This is a genomic window from Sulfurimonas sp. HSL-1716 (assembly GCF_039645975.1).
In the GTDB taxonomy this organism is placed as follows: domain Bacteria; phylum Campylobacterota; class Campylobacteria; order Campylobacterales; family Sulfurimonadaceae; genus Hydrocurvibacter; species Hydrocurvibacter sulfurireducens.
The window spans coordinates 1,245,576-1,262,502 of record NZ_CP147918.1; the positions used below are offsets into that span (position 1 = coordinate 1,245,576).

Below are 16,927 nucleotides of genomic sequence, written 5' to 3' on the forward strand. Positions count from 1 at the left end.
TCAATTTTTCTCTAATCTTAATTTTTTGATCACGTCTCTTACGACGTCATACTCGGCATCATCCGTTTTTATCATTTTTTTCATACTAAGCGAATCCAGAAGCTTTTTGGGCATGCCAAGCAGTGCCGATACAAACTTTTTTCTTACTTTTTTGGACATCGAAGGCTTGCAGGCAAAAGGATGGCTCGGATATTTCTTTGTCCTATACAATATCTTTAAAGAGTTTTTGGTCTCTTTATCGCCCAGATTGTTAAAAGTTCTCTCTATTCCGCCGCCGACATCACCGACACCGCGGGCCACACCTTTGTAAACGGAATCGTGAGAATTAACATAACGGAATTTTCCTTGAGCGTCTACGTCGATATTATAGTTTTTGAGCAGCTCGTATTTGGTAAGCAAGGTAGAAGCAAAAGCATCGGAAGTCGGAAAGAGAAACGTTTTTTCATCTACCATCCAAACATCTTTTATCTTGCTCTTTTTATTAACTACCAAGATGCCGACGATATCTTTTGAATCCCTTATTACCGCTTTATAGCTCTGTTTTTTATTGGCTTGAATGTAATGATACGGGCTCATATACGCCAGATCGTATCCGCCCTCATATAAAACTTTTTCAAATACAGGTATCGAGCGTTCGATCTTCAAGATGACTTTTTCACCCGTTTTTTGCTCAAGATATCTGGCAACGGGAAGCCATACCTTCATGAGCTTAAAAGGGCTCTGCTGAGGCACTACTCCGAGTGTTAATGCTGAAAGATCGGTTATCAAAAACTGATTTGCTAAAAAAACGAAAAGGATATATTTCACCGTCAGGCTTTTTCTATCTTTTCTCATAAATCAAACATCTTTAAATTTTTTTTCATAAATATCTTCAACTCCTCTATTAACGGGGATATAGAGTAAACATACCCTTATATATCATCGCAATATTTATCTTTAAAGAACTTTAATTGCCCGTTATTTTCGGTTATTTTCTTATTTACGTTATTTGTACTCTTTGCGCAAAGCCGGATAACCAAATAATTTTGTTATCATGTAAACCATTTTTTAACCGGAAAAGTTATATGGACGATAAAAAGATCTCTTCTTTGCAAACAGACTCTCTTACCAATTTAAACAACAGAACGTCTTTAGTGGAGAATATTAAAAATATGGGCATCGGGAACCTGATCCTCATAGATATAGACAACTTTAACTCGATCAATAACTTGTACGGAATAAAATCCGGAGATAAAGTACTCATCGAAATGGCAGAGTATTTAAGCAAGATCGCTAAAACCAGAGGCTATGAGGTGTACAGAGTCACATCCGACGAGTTCGCCCTGCTGGACTATAAAGCCAAAATGGATATTACGGATATCTACGACGATATACAATCCATCATCGACGACTGTGCCTATCATGATCTTTATCTGGAAAGCATAAACGATACTATAAACATCCATGTGACCATCGGATTTGCAACATCTGACCATATGCTTCTTGAACAAGCCGGCAGCGCTCTGCAATACGCAAAAAAGAATTATCTCAAGTTTTCCGCCTACTCCAATATCACAAACAACATCCAAACCCTCTCAAGCTATATTTACTGGAACAATGAGATCAAAAAAGCGATCCAAAGCAAAAATATAACCCCATTTTTTCAGCCTATCGTCGACAAGAGCGGAAAGATCATAAAACATGAAGTTTTGATGCGTCTCGTTCAAAACAAAGACGGAAATCTTATCTACGTATCACCTACGGAATTTCTAGATATCTCTGTACGGACAAAAAGATATGATGAGTTATCCAGGATCATCATCTTTAAAGCATTGGAGATGTTAAAAAACAGCCAAAAGCGGTTTTCCATAAACTTTGCATACCATGACATAAAAAATAAAGAGCTGATGCATGATCTTTACAAGTTTTTACAAAATAATCCCGATGTGGCAAAACGGTGTACGTTCGAGATTTTGGAAAATGAGCTTGTCGAAGATACACAGCTGCTGCTCTCGTTTGTCAATAAAGTGAAAAAATACGGCGTACAGATAGCCATTGACGATTTTGGAAGCGGATTCTCGAATTTTGAGATGATCCTTTTAAGCCAGCCAGATATCATAAAGATAGACGGGAGCCTGATTAAAAAAGTGGATGTCGACAACAAATCTCTTACCCTGGTAGAAGCAATAATCGCATTTTCCCATAAAATGGGCATCAAAGTGGTTGCAGAATTCGTCCACAGCAAAGAGGTGTACGATATTCTCAAAAACACAGATATAGATATGTTTCAAGGGTATTACTTTTCTAAACCGGTGTTTACCCCGAATTAGATACAATTTGCGTATCACAAAACGAAGAAAAGCGATTGAACAATATTATAGAGATAGCATCTTGTGTATTTAAGTATCCGCAAAATGAAAAAAACACCTTGGATATAATGCCCTTGCATATAAAGAGCGGCGAGCATATATTTATACATGGACAAAGCGGAAGCGGGAAAACCACTTTTTTAAACGTCTTGTGCGGAATAATCGAACCCGATCACAGTGATATAAAAATACTTCAGACCGATTTTTCAAAACTAAAAGCATCGCAAAAAGACAGATTTCGCGCCGACAACTACGGAACCGTTTTTCAGCAATTCAACCTTATGCCCTATCTGAACGTCAAGCAGAACATCGCCCTCTCATGCGGATTTTCTAAACAAAAAAACCTGCATGTAAAAGATCTCGACGGCGAGATCAAAAGACTGCTTGATGCGCTTAATCTCTCCAGTGCACTGCTCAACACCCCGGCTATGAACCTGAGCGTGGGTGAACAGCAGCGGGTAGCCGTCGCGCGCGCACTTATCGGAAACCCGAAGATCATCATTGCCGACGAACCTACCTCCGCACTTGATAGCAGCAGCAAAGAAAAGTTTATGGAACTGCTCTTTGCACAGGTGGAAGCACAAGGTTCTACACTTCTTTTTGTAAGCCATGACAGATCGCTTTCATCCTACTTTAAAACGCACTATGATTTTTCCCATATCAACAGGGCACTAAAATGAAAACATTATGGCTTCTCACTTTTAAAAGTATTCTCAACAGAAAAACGGCGGTCTTTCTTTCCATCGTCTCGATCGCTATTAGCGTCGTACTTCTTTTGGGTATAGACAGGGTGACAAAAGCCTCAAAAGAACACTTTTTAAACACGATAAACCAGACCGATCTCATAGTCGCCGCGCCCAACGGCTCTTTGGACATACTATTAAACCTTGTCTTTCACTTGGGAGACCCTTTAAAAGAGGTTGATTACACTTCGTATCAGGCCATCTCGAAATTTGACGAAGTAAAATGGGCAGTACCTCTTTCTGTCGGCGACTCGTTTAAAGGCTATGATGCCGTATCCACCACGAACGATTACTTCAAATACTACAGATACTCTTCGTCACAAGAGCTTGAATTTGCAAAAGGCGGCGAGTTTAAAGATTTTTACGACGTGGTCGTCGGCAGTGACGTGGCAAAAGAGTTAAGGTTGCATCTAAGAGAGACGATCCATCTCTCACACTCAAGCGGCAAACACGCACACGCGCATAAAAACCGCGATTTTCATATATGCGGCATACTAAAACCCACAGGCACACCTAACGATCAAAGCGTGTTCTTTCAGTTAAAAGCGGATGAAGCGATCCATATAGAGTGGCAGAGCGGGCATTTCGTAGATATGCACATCTCTTCAAAAGAGCTTGAAAATATGCACATACAGCCCAAACATATCAGCGGGATACTCATAGGCTTAAAAAACCGCACCGACATCTTAAACACGGCGGACAAAATAGAACACTATAAGGGAGAAAATCTAAAAGCAGCCATCCCGGCAAAAGCGCTTTCTAAGCTTTACAGACTGATGAAGAACATACAGGAGATGCTAAGTGTGATATCGGGCATGGTGTTTTTAGCCGCGATTTTTGGGATGATATCCACGATGCTCGCGACACTCAACGACAGAAGACGCGAAATAGCGATACTAAGAAGTCTTGGAGCCAACATCAAAGCGATCTTCTCTCTTTTTGCCATGGAAGCCTTTATCATCGTCACAAGCGGAATAATCGCCGGCAATATGCTTCTAGCGGCACTGATACTTATAAACAACTCCTTCTTGAACGAAATCCTGCAGATCGCTTATCTGCCCGATATGTACGAGATCTCTTTGCTGTTTGTCATGATAGTCTCCGCCGTTGCCGTCAGTGTGGTCCCCGCCGTTAGATCTTACAAAAACTCGCTTCAAGACGGGCTGATGGTGAAGATATGATAAAAAAATTCCTGCTTGCCTCTTTGATCGTCATCCTTAGTGCATGTTCGAGTGAGCCAGGATATGAACTAAGCGACTGGTCAAAACTTATCGATCCCAATTTTGATCAGGCTAAGATCGTCAGTTTTTATAAACAGAAGGTCTCAAAAGTAAAAGAGGGAAGCAAAGAGGAAAAGGCTATTTACGCACAAATGCAAAAAGCGCTTAAACAAGCCGGGAATAACAAGGCCGTAGACGGCAAGACGGTAAAACTCTCCGGCTACATCGTTCCCATCGACATAGACGGCGAAACGGTGAACAAGTTTCTGTTCTTTCCCAATCAGGCGGCATGCATACATGTCCCTGCATCTCCTGCAAACCAGACTATCTTTGTGACGACGAAAAAAGACAAAGGAGTCCTTATGGAAGATGCTTATGAGAATATTACCGTTTGGGGTACTATCAGGCTAAAACATACAAAAGTCGCAAACGGAACCGCTTCGTTTATCATAAACGACGGCATCACGAAAGTCCGTCCGCGGCTTTAGGAAAAAACTCTTTTATATCACGATTCTTCGTTTTTATCTTCATCTTTGGGATCTGATTTTACTTTCCACTCAAAAGGCTTGTAGCGCAGTCTGCTTCGGATATGTTTTATCTTGTCAATATCTTTCATATTGATACTGATGGAGGTGTGTTCTATATCCTCGCCCTCTTCTATGTTTATGTTATCGGCCTTTTTAAATGCAAGTTTTTGAGACTGGAACACACTTCTGTGTCCCGTGATCAAAAAGGCTATGACCACGCTGAGCGCCGCGTAGTTTGCCATGTTCGTACCAAAAAGCTCGACCGCCATGATGATGGAAGCTATAGGTGTGTTCGTCGTTCCTGCAAGTACACTGACAAACCCAAGCGCCGCAAAAAGAGCAACGTTGTCCCCCATGACATGTCCGAATGCGACACCGCTTGTAGCACCTACGTAAAAGATAGGCGTAATGATTCCTCCGCTTCCTCCGACGCCGAGCGTCACGGCAGTGAAGAATGTCTTTAAGATAAAGTCGTACCAGTGGATACCGCCTGATACCATTAGATGAGGGTCAAGAGCATTGTTTATTATATTTAAGCCCAGTCCGAGATATCTGTCGGATATCAAAAAAGATATCAATACCATGGCAAGACCTGCCACTAATGCTTTTAAATAACGGTTATAAGGTATTTTTTCTATAAAAGCTTCCGTTTTGTTTACCGTGGTAATAAAAGTATCCGAGACGATCCCGAAAAATATACCCGCGATCACAACCTGACCGATGAGAGTCAGATCCAGATTGATAGAGCGGTAGAAGTTTATATCATAATAAGGATATTTGACTCCGAAGAACTGTGCGGTCGTAAACGCTGCGAATCCGGCGATAAAAGAGGGCAGAAGAACATCATACATGATTACACCGACAATGAGCACCTCTATACCGAAGATAGCCCCAGCGATAGGCGTACCGAAAACAGAGGCGAATCCGGCACTGATCCCGCAGATAACGATCTTTTTTCTGTCTTTTTTAGAAAATTTAAGCAGGGTCGCAACAAAAGATGCAGCGCCGCCCCCAATTTGAGCACCCGGCCCCTCTTTACCGACTGAACCGCCTGAAAAGATGGTGAGCACCGTGGCGACCAGCTTGACGGGAATAACCTTGGCATTGATATAACCGTCCTCTTTATGCACGGCCTCTATAACCTTTTCGGTTCCATGCCCCGTAGCGTTCTTATCAAACGTCCTGATGATCCAAATAGTAAGCATAAGACCTACGGGAAGAGTAAAATAGTAGGGAAAAGGGAGTGTACCCTGCGTATGTTCGGCTATCAGCAGGGTTTTTAAGAAAATTGACATCAAATAGCCGATCATAACACCTGTTACAGAAGAGAGTATCAACCATTTGAAAACGCTAAAAAAGATGACGGTCTGTTCTGTAATATGCTTTTTCAAAATAATTCTTTAATATAAAATATTTTTATTCAACTTTCGCACATGGATTTCATCAAGTCCATGAACTAAAATTGAATAGGAAATCCGCACAAATACTTTTGATATCTTCCTTCGCACTTCTAAAGACAATATCGACAATTTTTTGTAAGGATGTACAGATTATATACAAACTGCTTTGAATTGTATATTAAAAAAATAAAGAATTTCAAAATTTTTTTCGAGCCGTGAAATATAAAATTGGATACAATTTTGCAAAGGTTGTAAATGAAGAGATATGATGTGATCGTGATCGGTTCGGGAGCTGCCGGAATGATAGCCGCCATAAAAGCTGCAAGAGAGAAAAAAAGGGTTCTTCTCTTAGAAAAGCTCTCAAAACTCGGAAGCAAGCTCAAAGCTACCGGCGGAGGAAGATGCAATCTCACCAATACTCTCGGCAACGAAGATTTTATGGCGAAGTTCGGACGCAACGGACGTTTTATGCAAGATGCACTCAATCTTTTCGGCCACAAAGAGCTCATAGAGTTTTTTAACGATATCGGTGTCAAAACCCATGCACCTGACGGATTTCGGGTCTTTCCCGTCGGACATGATTCCCAGACCGTGCTTTTTGCTTTGCAAAATGAACTAGAACATCTGCATGTAGAAGTAAGAACTTCGCAAAAAGTTATCGAGATACTCAGCGAAGACTTACAAATAAAAGGTGTAAAGAGCCGGAGCGATATATACTTTTCGCCAAACGTCATAATCGCGACGGGAGGACTCGGATATCCCGTACTTGGAGCCGAGGGCGACGGCTACGCTCTTGCTTCGTCGCTCGGACATAAAACGACCGAGCTCTATCCCGCGATGATGCCACTTACCACTAAAGAGAAATGGACGAATAACTGCAGAGCCGATACTCTGGCAAAAGTCGAACTCCGCGTCGATCTCAAAAAATATAAGAACCTCAAAGCCCTAGGCGATCTTATCTTCACAAAAAACGGCATACGTGGACCCGTAGTTCTTGACTTTGCACGCGAGATCACGCCTATCTTGAGCAAACTCGGCGAAGTTCCTATCGTCGCAAATTTTACAAAAGGGATGAATGAGGATGAGATCCTCCGTCATTTTAAAAATGAGAGCGTAAAAGATCCTGATTCAACCATAGAACAAAACCTTCTGTCGATCCTGCCGAGTTCGGTCATCCATGAACTCTGCCGCTTGGCAGATGTAGACCCTTCTATGAGATTTAACAAAACAGAAGGAAAAAACCGCGCACGACTCATAAAGATACTCGCTGCTACACCGCTGACCGTAAACGGGCATGAGGGATTTAAAACGGCAATGATCACAAGAGGCGGAATCTCTCTCAAAGAGATAGATCCCCGCACTATGCAAAGCAGACTCGTAAAAGGCCTGTATTTCTGCGGAGAGGTGATAGACATAGACGGTCCATGCGGAGGATATAATCTGCAGTGGTCTTTTTCAAGCGGATATCTGGCGGGTTCTCTTTTATCCTAATAAATACTTTTTAATACCCGCTCCGTCCGGTTTTAAAGTTATAAAACCATTTTACTCTTAGTAAACCTACAATCGTAATCCTCACGCTAAAAACTGTATATTTTTTATACTTTGCAAAGGCTGTTTTTTAAATCTAAAAATATAATAAAAATTAAGACAAAAAGATATTATTCTTTTGTTTAGTGCCTATTTATTCTACAAAAGAACCAATTTGCATCATTTGATTGTATTTTTTTTAATCAATTTTATGTCAAAATAAATACAATTCATTGATATATATCAATACAGCTTCACTTTAACAAATATTACAATTAGTCCGTAAACTTTTTAAAAGGAAAAAACATGTCATTTGCCAATTCAATGGAGTTACTGGCTTTTCACAAGGTGGCTTATACCGCCTATTCGCTCTTGATCATTTCGGTCATAGCGTGGTTTGGCTACAACCTTACGCGAAAGCATAAAGCCAATTCATTAATACGCGTATCGTTTTATACGTATATAGCGTTTTTAGTCGCAGCAGGTGTGGGCCATCATATCTTCACCTACAATGTCGTACCATGGGTATCTGAAGATATCACGCGTAACGAGACCGTGCCCGATAAGAGCTATCACATCACCGTTAAAGATCACCATTTCATCCTTCCAAAAGAGAAGATGGTCGTCAACTGCGGCGAAAAAGTACTTTTTGACGTAAAAAGCAAAGATCTTGTCTACGGTTTTGGTCTTTTTAGAAAAGATCACTCCATGGTTACACAGATGCAGGTCAATCCCGGAACGAAAAACGATATCCTCTGGACGTTCAACGAATCGGGTGTTTTTGATCTTATGTCTACGGAGTATTCTGGTCCAAAGGGTAACGGCATGTTCGTTCCCGATGTCTTAAAAGTACAGTGTACGCAAAAAATCGCAATGGTCGACGGAGGTAAAGTATGAGTTTCATGAATGATCTAATCAACGGCGCGGACAACAGGTTTGACGTAAACAGTCTTAATGCTCTGCAAAAAGTGACGCTTCGCGCGGTAGTGGTAGCGTTTTTATTTTACGGTCTTGCGGCACTGGAGGGAATGATCATGCGCACCGCCGCGGTCATCCCCGACATTCCTCCCGTATACGGTTCTGTCGACCACTATTTTGCCATCATGACGGCTCATCCGATCGTCGGCATCTTCGGTTCTACTTATCAGCTGGTCTTTGCGGCTTTTATGTTTCTGGTACCCTATCTGACAAAAAAACCGCTTTACAGCGTTAAGCTTGCAAACGCGGTCTGGGTTCTTATCACACTGGGTACGGCACTTGCATGGATCGCCGCGTTCATCTGGCATTATGCGCCGTTATATACGCTTTATTGGCCGCTTCCCGCAGACACGACACAATTCAAGATCATAGGCGGCATCACTTTTATCGCGGGTGTAGCTATCATCATGGTAGGGACACTCGGATTTATTTACAATATCTATGCAACGATTTTCGCACGTGTCGGTATCCACAAGAACAAAACGACCAAAGAACTTCTGATCTCCGGATTCGGTATCGACGGTATGCTTAACCTTGTACATAAACTGACGGGTAAACCGCCTTATACCAAAGAGCCTGCGCTCTCGCTTCCCGTCGTTGCTATCTTTCGAGGAACCGTCGATACTTTTCTTGACGCGCTTGTGATCCTGAGTGCCGGTATCCTCGTACTGGTGTATCTCATCGCAAACGCGGACGGGATCAGCCTCAACGTCGCATCGGTGGATGCCCTTCTTTACAAAAACTGGTTTTGGTGGGGTCTGGATCTCGTAGCAGACGGATTGGTACTCATCTATGTAGCGGGCTCTTGGTATCTGCTGGCTACGCTTATCACGGGGAAAAAACTCTTTATGGAAAACGTCGCCCGTGCCGCGCTTATGCTCGAACTGCTCGTCTCATGGATGGTCTGGTCTCATCACCTGCTCGCAGATCAGGCGCAGCCGGAGATAATGAAACTTGTCTCGGGAGAGATGGTCACGGCGTTTGAACTGCTCACGCAGGGACTTGCACTCTTTATTACGCTTGTTACGCTGTGGAAAGCAAGACCGCTGAAAATGACGATGGAGCTCAAATATCTGCTGGGCGGTCTGGTAGGATTCGGTCTGGCCGTTCCCGCAGGGATCATTCAAGCGGACATGGCGATGAACAGAGTCCTTCACAATACGCAGTGGATCATCGGCGCACATGTGCATGTCGCAGTCATCGTGGGGCTTTATATGACGCTTTACAGTGCGGTCTACGTGCTTTGGCCGCTTGTGACGAACAATGCAAAACTGTGGAGTATGAAGCTGGCAAACGCACATTTCTGGCTGCATCTCATCGGCGGTATCGGTATGGGCGCATTCATGGGAATGGCGGGACTTGACGGTATGCTCAGACGCCATATGTATTTTCACGGAGAGTACAACACCTACATGATCTTAGCCGGAATATGCGGAGCGATGCTGCTATTGGCATGGGTGCTCTTTCTCTTTAACATCATCATGTCCGTCGGACTCAAAGGTCTCATCGGGATCTTCTTGCCATCAGCAGATAAAACTGCGAGTTTCGGTGTTGAACCCGAAGCGGTGCCAGAGACTCTAAAGGCATAGAGATGATCTGTATGAGCCGAGCCGCTGCGGAGATACAGACCGTCGGTCTGTATGATCTTATTTTTCAGGATGTACAAAAGATCGCTGGCAAACAGGATCTCAGCGAATCGGAGGTGTTGCGTATCATAGAAGAAAATCCTGCGATCCTGGAGGAATATAAGCAGATCAATGTCGAATACAATCTCTCAAATATCCATCTGCGAGATATTTTACCGGGTGAGATGGACGAATCGTTCCTCAAAGAGGCTCAAGCGATCAACAAAAATCTGAACACGCTGCGAAAACTGGAAAAATACACACTGGATTTCGAGCAGAGTTCGACATTGATCATCATCTTCTCGGTGGAGTTCTTTGTACTCTTTTCGGTTCAGTATTTCATCGTGCTGCTCAATCTTAAAGAGTGGCAGTTGGAGATCTACGGGGTATTTGCCCTTTCGATCTTCATCGCATGGCGTTATGCCCAAAAAGAGAAACGAAAGTACTTCAAGAACAATAATATTTTCCAAAAGGTCTACGATGAGACGCTAAAGATGCTAAACGTTCTTCAAACAAAAGGATGCATCGATATCTCCGATATGACCATCCGTGAATGCCAAGAGCACGTCTGAGGATTGTTTATCTTCAGCCGATGATCCCGTAAAGGATATGCACCGTCACGAAGGAGAACAATATTCCGTACCCGACTATTGCCGAGCTTAGTTTCGGTGCGAGTCCGGTCATGGATGCTATCGCTCCCGCCGTTATCATCGGTGCCATTCCCGCTTCCATGATAGCGACCTGCGAGGCTTGATTGTCCCAGCCAAAAGATTTTGCCACTAAAATGGCGATAAGCGGAGCCAAGATCAATTTTATCATCAACGATATGCTAAAAGGTATTAACTCATCGCGCGTCAGGCGTAGTTTCAATTGCAGTCCTACGGCCACAAGCGCAACAGGGACAATGGTGTTAGCCAAAGAGGAAAGTACCTTTGTTATGTTTGCGTCAAATTTCGTTCCCATCAGTAAAAACGCAATGATTAAAACAAGAAAAGGCGGAAAAGTAAAAACCTTTGCGGCAATGATCTTGAAACTTACTTCGCTTTTATGCGAATAGTATGAGGCTATGAACGTCCCGTAGACAGAAAGAGCGATAAAACTCCCGAGCTGATCGTAGACCATGACATAAGGCAGAGCCTCCTGCCCCATATATGCACTTATGAGCGGAATACCTAAAAATGAAGAGTTCGTAAGGACTGTGACAAGCATCAAAGCACCCGTGACCTCTTTGCTAAAAGCGAGCCATCTGCTTACATACAAAGTCAGCAGAGCCGTTGTTCCCATAACCGCCCATGCGATGACTACGGGGATAACAAGCTCGACCGAAAAAGTGAGTTTTGGAACCTGCAAAAGCACCATCGCCGGAAGCGAAATATAGATGACAAACTGGTTTAAAGTGATGGCGGCATTATCAGAAAACACCTTGGATTTTTGAATAGCATAGCCCAAAACTATGCAGAGTATGATAAGAATAAAATTTTCCATTATTTCCTAATAATCAGCCAGTCTTGAGACGATATCGTTTATGCTCTGTGCGAACATAGTGTATAAAAACGGCTCGATATCTCTTGAATCATACGACGGTGCGATCCATTTTCCCTTTCTCTCTTTAAAGTCCAAAGTCGTTGTTTTTGCATCTTTTTTTACGATGACCTGCAAATCTATCTCGCCTTTGAGATTTTCATCAAAAGTTTTGTCTTCATAGACTATCTTGATGTTTTTTATATAGACTTCTATTGTTAAAGATGCATCTTTACCAGAGACATCCGTGTTAAATCCTGCCATTGCAAGCGCACGCCCCAATCCGTATCTGTATTTTTGCACAAAATCCACGTCGCTGCGAAACGTCACGTCTTTTTTACCTTTTACTTCGGCATAACCGATATCACGTTTATCCGCTCTTATATCCTTTAGCGCTTCTATATAGATTCCTCTTTTGTTTTTTTGAACCGTTCCCGTATAATCGGATTCATATGATTTGAGAGAAACGGCTCCGTTTTTGTATGAACAACCGCCCAAGAACAGTGCAATGGCAATGACGTACACTAGATATTTCATAATAGACCTCCTCTTTATTTTTGGATTATACATCATGGATGTTTAACTCTCCGCTTAAGTACGGTTGTAGTTTAGCCATGCCAACATCCTCTAAGAGTTTTTCCTGTCCTATGCGGTAAAAGGCAAAATCATACTTGAGAGGATCGCTTTCATCGAATTCCCGCAGCCTGCATGTCAGCTCTATTGCCGCTTGCAGATCGTATGTTTTGCGCTTGAGGAGTCCCAGCCTGCGCGATACGTTGAAAGTATGCGTGTCAAGCGGGATTATCAGATCTTTTTTATCTACCCTGTTCCAAAGTCCTATATCGATGTTGTCATCTCTCACCATCCATCTGAGATACAGCATCCAGCGTTTTAACGCTCCCGCGCCTTTTGTTTTTGCCGTTACTCTGGAAAGTAAAAATTCGTATCCTTTGGAACTATGAGGATAAAACGAATTTATCTTTTTGACAATTTCATCTATCCCCTCTATAACACTGTTTTGTCTGCCGTATCCACGCACGAATACATCTTCAAGAGTGCTCTGCTCTTTTAGTCGTTTGAGGGCGATAAAAAGTGCAGCGACATCTTCGCTTTTTTGAAATCTATAATAATGGCTTTTTAGAGCCTCTTTTATCTCGTCTACATCCGCATCCAGCAGCGAAAAATCAAGCGAATCCAAGAACGAGACTATCTGTTTTACTCCTCCGTACGCAAACAGCGCACAGATGAGAGAGACGATCTCGTCATTATGGCGGCGTGCGACCATGACCGGGTCCAGTCTCTCAGCACAGATCTCTGTTTGAGAATCTCTTTTTAAGACTTCGGCATCTAGCAGCCGCTTTACATCAGACATTGAGATGGTAAAGTTTTTTTCTTTCACTTGAACCCGCGATATTAAGCTGTTTTCTATACTTTGCGATGGTACGGCGAACCATCGTGACTTTGAATTTCTCTTGGATCATCTCAAGAAGTTTCATATCGCTCAGAGGTTTCTGCGGCGGCTCGTCTTTGACTATCTGAAGCAGAAAGTCTTTGATAGCGGAGTTTGAAACATCCTCGTCGATCGCAGTGGTAAAGAACTCTTTCATAGCAAAGATCCCCCGGTCGCAGGCTATGTATTTGTTAGCTATGGCACGCGAAATGGTCGAGGGATTGTGCCCGAACTCATCGGCCAGGGTCTTTAGGGTAAGTGGCATGATGTTTCCGCCCGTAAAGAATTCGTACTGATACTCCACTATCATCAGCCCTACTTTATAAAGCGTAGCTTTTCTCATGTCAAGGGCGTCCACGAGGCTTTTGGCCTCTTTTATCTTTTGGGAAATGAACTCATGTTCGACGGCGTACTCGGTATTGATGTTAATGGTCGGATAATACGCATCGTTGAGCTTTACTTCGATACCGCTCTCTTCATCAAAAAATATCATCAGATCGGGAATGACTTGCGCCGAATCTTCAAGATACTCGATGGCTGGAGGGTTCTTAAAGCTTCCAATCACCTTCATCGCCTCTTCGAAATGCTCATTTTCGCTATATGTATGCATCTCTTGAAGATCCTCTATCAGCTTGACGGCAAGTTCATACCCTTCGTCGCTGATCTCGGAGTTCTCCAGCTGAAACAAAAACGACTCCGAAAGGTTTTTTGCACCTATACCGAGCGGTTCTACATGGATAAATCTTCTTCTGACGCGTTCAAATTCATCTATCGAAATATCGTTTTCTTTGCAGAACTCTTCGCTTTCTCCCTCATAGTATCCGTTTTCATCGAGATTTGAAGCTACGAACTGCGCAATACGTTGAGAGATCGGTGTCGGAAAAAGCGGAGCTTCAAGCTGTTCGTCAAGCACGTCGTAAAGAGATTTCGTTTGTACCGTCAGAGCCTCAATCTGCTCTGTTCTTGAGTTTGTGACGCTTCCCGATATTATTCTTTTTGGTATCTTGCTTTCAAAACTCTCCTCAAATCCCGAACTTACTTCGACAACGGGATTTGATTCGACAAAGGGAGACATGGCTTCACCGAGTTCGCTCAGACTCGAGTGCAGTATCGGCAGCCAGTTACGCAGAGTGTTTGAGAGCTTATTCTTGGTCTCGACACTTTGACTGACTCTTAAAGTTGCCATATACCGCCATTCATTTCAAGTTCTAAAACTTGAAATCCTCCCCTAGGTAATGCGTCCTTACATCGGCATTCCTGCCTATCTCATCGCTGGTACCGCTTGCCAGCAGGGTACCTGATTTGATGACATACGCTCTGTCGCAGACCGCGAGCGTCTCACGGACGTTATGATCGGTTATCAGTACGCCTATGCCGTATTCGACAAGCTGTTTTATGACGTTTTGAATATCAAGTACCGCAATGGGATCGACCCCCGCAAAAGGTTCATCCAGAAGCAGAAATTTCGGTTTGTTCACCAAGGCTCTGGCTATCTCCACCCGGCGCCGTTCTCCGCCGCTCAGGCTAATCCCTTTTCTGTATCGGATAGGCTCGATATTGAACATATCCAAAAGTTCCAGTAAACGGCTTTCCTGCTCCTCTTTGCTCATGTTGGAAGCCTGTGCGGCAACAAGAAGGTTATCCTCGACACTTAAGTCTTTAAAGATAGAAGCTTCCTGCGGAAGATACCCTATCCCTTTTACCGCCCGCTTATGAAGAGGAAGTTTTGAAAGGTTCTCTCCATCAAAGAACACATCGCCGCTGGTACTTTCAATAAGTCCGCATATCATATAAAACGTCGTGGTCTTCCCTGCACCGTTAGGCCCTAAAAGTCCGACGACTTCGCCGCTTTTTACCTCTAAAGAGATACCTTTTACGATCTCCAGCGATTTTATCTTTTTTATCAGTTTTTCAGCTCTTAACGTGTGCATCGTCTACCCTATATAATCTTTTATCGTCAAGTTTTTCTATACTTATCACCACAAACGGTATCTCGGCGCTACGAAGTATCTCTATGAGCGTATTGTCGCCCCACTCTACAAAATGATACCCCTCTCGCTCCAGTTCTTCAAGCATTCCCAAAGCCATGAAGTGCTCTATACCGTGGTTATAGATATCGTAATGGAAAATATTCTCTCCGTAACACTGCTGAAGAGAAAACGTAGGAGAGGTGACCGCCTCTTCTATGCCGAACTCTTTAGCAAATGCAGAAACAAAAGTCGTCTTTCCTGCTGCCAGCGCACCGCGCAAAATAATGACGCCTCCTCCGGGAAGAAGCGACATCACCTCTTTGGTAAGTTCTGATAGGTTCTCTTTTTCTAATATAAACTCTTTCACAGCTTTGACGATACCTCTATAATCTGTTGTAATTTTACTTTGGCACGGTCTGAGAGCAAAGCCTCTTTTGCTATATCGATACCGTCTTGAAGATCTCTTGCCATACCCTCCACGACAAATGCGGCTGCTGCGTTTATGAGCACTATATCTCTTTGTGCATCGGTCGCACGGTTGTCAAATATATTTGTAAGTATCTTTGCATTTTCCTCTCCGTCACCGCCCATAATCGCACTTAAAGGCACTCTTTTGATGCCGTATGTCAAAGGATCGATGACAAACTCTTCTATACTGCCGTTTTTCAATCTTGCCGCATACGTAATATCGGAGATGCTTATTTCATCCATTCTCTCTTTTGAAGATACGACCATCGCATCACTCGATCCGTTCATTTTTAAAGCGTCGGCAAGTTTTTTCACAAACGATTTGTCAAAAACGCCCAGCAGCGTCTTTTTTACGCCTGCAGGGTTTGTAAGAGGTCCTAAAATATTGAAGATCGTTTTGTCGGGGATACTTTTTCTAATGGGCATAATAAATTTCATGGCAGGATGATAGTTCTGTGCAAACATAAACGTAAATCCAGTCTCTTCCAGAAGTCTTGCGCTGTTGTCTATGCTGAGATCGAGCCTGACTCCCAATTTTTCGAACATATCCGCACTTCCCGATTTTGAAGTAACCGAACGGCTGCCGTGTTTTGCGACATAAGCACCCGCAGAAGCGACAAGCAAAGCGACCGTCGAAGAGATATTGAAACTTCCTATCTTATCTCCTCCCGTTCCCACTATATCTATGATCTTCTCTTTTAATTCTTCTTGTACCGGCAGACATAAAGAGTGCGCTTTCATCACATGCGCAGCAGCAGCTATCGTATCTACGTTCGTGGATTCATTCAGACGCAGACCTATCAAAAAATCACGCATCTGTTCATCATTCATCTTATGGTCAAAAAGAAGCTCGAATTTCTTCAACGATTCCTGATAGGTCACTCTATCTCCTTCACGTATTTGTCTTGTTCGGATTTGGGAGTCGATTTGACGCTTGGGATGCCCACGACGCTGTATTTTTTTTCTCCGTTTAAGTAAGCTATACCGATCACATCGCCTACAGATACGTCTTTGCTTGGTTTCACTACTTTGCCGTTGATGCTTACGACGCCGTTTGCTATCATATCCTGAGCGACGGAGCGGCGTTTTGTTATATTTACGCTGTTTAAAAATTTATCGATTCTCATATATATATTGTTCCGGACTTGAT

Annotated in this window: 18 protein-coding genes; 8 read left to right on the plus strand and 10 right to left on the minus strand. The window is 43.1% G+C overall.

Annotation, left to right across the window (positions count from 1 at the left end; all coding sequences use genetic code 11):
* Positions 1-834: a phosphate/phosphite/phosphonate ABC transporter substrate-binding protein gene (locus WCY03_RS06395; protein WP_345991279.1), complete on the minus strand. Its 834-nt coding sequence runs from the start codon at positions 832-834 to the stop codon at positions 1-3.
* Positions 835-1,064: 230 nt separating this feature from the next.
* On the opposite strand from WCY03_RS06395, the gene WCY03_RS06400 reads away from it, so the two are divergent.
* Genes WCY03_RS06400 through WCY03_RS06415 form a run of 4 tightly spaced genes read left to right on the plus strand, consistent with a single transcriptional unit; the run spans position 1,065 to position 4,799 of the window.
* Complete coding sequence (locus tag WCY03_RS06400; RefSeq protein WP_345991281.1) at positions 1,065-2,309, plus strand: GGDEF and EAL domain-containing protein; 1,245 nt, start codon at positions 1,065-1,067, stop codon at positions 2,307-2,309.
* A gap of 35 nt (positions 2,310-2,344) precedes the next feature.
* Positions 2,345-3,028: an ATP-binding cassette domain-containing protein gene (locus tag WCY03_RS06405; RefSeq protein WP_345991283.1), complete on the plus strand. Its 684-nt coding sequence runs from the start codon at positions 2,345-2,347 to the stop codon at positions 3,026-3,028.
* On the plus strand, positions 3,025-4,272 hold the full coding sequence (locus WCY03_RS06410; RefSeq protein WP_345991286.1) for an FtsX-like permease family protein: 1,248 nt from the start codon (positions 3,025-3,027) through the stop codon (positions 4,270-4,272). The genes WCY03_RS06405 and WCY03_RS06410 overlap by 4 nt, the downstream gene beginning before the upstream one ends.
* Positions 4,269-4,799, plus strand: coding sequence for a DUF3299 domain-containing protein (locus WCY03_RS06415; protein WP_345991288.1), 531 nt, complete (start codon positions 4,269-4,271; stop codon positions 4,797-4,799). Before WCY03_RS06410 ends, WCY03_RS06415 begins: the two co-directional genes overlap by 4 nt.
* Positions 4,800-4,816: 17 nt before the next feature.
* Here the strand turns inward: WCY03_RS06415 and WCY03_RS06420 are convergent, their stop codons facing one another.
* A complete protein-coding gene (locus WCY03_RS06420; protein ID WP_345991290.1) occupies positions 4,817-6,229 on the minus strand; it encodes a chloride channel protein in 1,413 nt (470 codons plus the stop codon).
* Between the two features lie 264 nt (positions 6,230-6,493).
* Here WCY03_RS06420 and WCY03_RS06425 point away from each other — a divergent pair, with 264 nt between their 5' ends.
* The 4 genes from WCY03_RS06425 to WCY03_RS06440 all read left to right on the plus strand — a co-directional run bounded on the left by WCY03_RS06425 (position 6,494) and on the right by WCY03_RS06440 (position 10,940).
* Positions 6,494-7,729: an NAD(P)/FAD-dependent oxidoreductase gene (locus tag WCY03_RS06425; RefSeq protein ID WP_345991292.1), complete on the plus strand. Its 1,236-nt coding sequence runs from the start codon at positions 6,494-6,496 to the stop codon at positions 7,727-7,729.
* 342 nt (positions 7,730-8,071) lie between these two features.
* On the plus strand, positions 8,072-8,662 hold the full coding sequence (locus tag WCY03_RS06430; RefSeq protein ID WP_345991294.1) for a hypothetical protein: 591 nt from the start codon (positions 8,072-8,074) through the stop codon (positions 8,660-8,662).
* The gene (locus WCY03_RS06435; RefSeq protein WP_345991297.1) at positions 8,659-10,332 is read left to right on the plus strand and encodes a cbb3-type cytochrome c oxidase subunit I; all 1,674 of its coding nucleotides are present in this window, start codon (positions 8,659-8,661) and stop codon (positions 10,330-10,332) included. Before WCY03_RS06430 ends, WCY03_RS06435 begins: the two co-directional genes overlap by 4 nt.
* 2 nt (positions 10,333-10,334) lie before the next feature.
* Positions 10,335-10,940 carry a hypothetical protein gene (locus WCY03_RS06440; RefSeq protein WP_345991298.1) on the plus strand — a complete coding sequence of 202 codons (606 nt, stop codon included), beginning with the start codon at positions 10,335-10,337 and terminating at the stop codon, positions 10,938-10,940.
* Positions 10,941-10,953: 13 nt separating this feature from the next.
* Here the strand turns inward: WCY03_RS06440 and WCY03_RS06445 are convergent, their stop codons facing one another.
* The 8 genes from WCY03_RS06445 to WCY03_RS06480 are packed head-to-tail and all read right to left on the minus strand — an operon-like array spanning position 10,954 to position 16,904.
* The gene (locus tag WCY03_RS06445; RefSeq protein ID WP_345991301.1) at positions 10,954-11,853 is read right to left on the minus strand and encodes an AEC family transporter; all 900 of its coding nucleotides are present in this window, start codon (positions 11,851-11,853) and stop codon (positions 10,954-10,956) included.
* A gap of 6 nt (positions 11,854-11,859) precedes the next feature.
* Positions 11,860-12,426 (minus strand): YajG family lipoprotein, encoded by a 567-nt coding sequence (locus WCY03_RS06450; RefSeq protein ID WP_345991304.1) that lies wholly within the window; start codon positions 12,424-12,426, stop codon positions 11,860-11,862.
* 25 nt (positions 12,427-12,451) lie between these two features.
* Positions 12,452-13,288, minus strand: a complete 837-nt coding sequence (locus WCY03_RS06455) for a TIGR02757 family protein (RefSeq protein WP_345991306.1) — start codon at positions 13,286-13,288, stop codon at positions 12,452-12,454.
* The gene (locus WCY03_RS06460; RefSeq protein ID WP_345991307.1) at positions 13,254-14,525 is read right to left on the minus strand and encodes an RNA polymerase factor sigma-54; all 1,272 of its coding nucleotides are present in this window, start codon (positions 14,523-14,525) and stop codon (positions 13,254-13,256) included. Before WCY03_RS06460 ends, WCY03_RS06455 begins: the two co-directional genes overlap by 35 nt.
* 22 nt (positions 14,526-14,547) lie before the next feature.
* Positions 14,548-15,270, minus strand: coding sequence for an LPS export ABC transporter ATP-binding protein (gene lptB, locus WCY03_RS06465; protein WP_345991310.1), 723 nt, complete (start codon positions 15,268-15,270; stop codon positions 14,548-14,550).
* Positions 15,251-15,676 (minus strand): tRNA (adenosine(37)-N6)-threonylcarbamoyltransferase complex ATPase subunit type 1 TsaE, encoded by a 426-nt coding sequence (tsaE, locus tag WCY03_RS06470; protein ID WP_345991312.1) that lies wholly within the window; start codon positions 15,674-15,676, stop codon positions 15,251-15,253. The genes lptB and tsaE overlap by 20 nt, the downstream gene beginning before the upstream one ends.
* Positions 15,673-16,659 (minus strand): anthranilate phosphoribosyltransferase, encoded by a 987-nt coding sequence (gene trpD / locus WCY03_RS06475; protein WP_345991314.1) that lies wholly within the window; start codon positions 16,657-16,659, stop codon positions 15,673-15,675. Before trpD ends, tsaE begins: the two co-directional genes overlap by 4 nt.
* Positions 16,656-16,904, minus strand: a complete 249-nt coding sequence (locus WCY03_RS06480) for an RNA-binding S4 domain-containing protein (RefSeq protein WP_345991316.1) — start codon at positions 16,902-16,904, stop codon at positions 16,656-16,658. Before WCY03_RS06480 ends, trpD begins: the two co-directional genes overlap by 4 nt.
* Between the last annotated feature and the right edge of the window lie 23 nt (positions 16,905-16,927).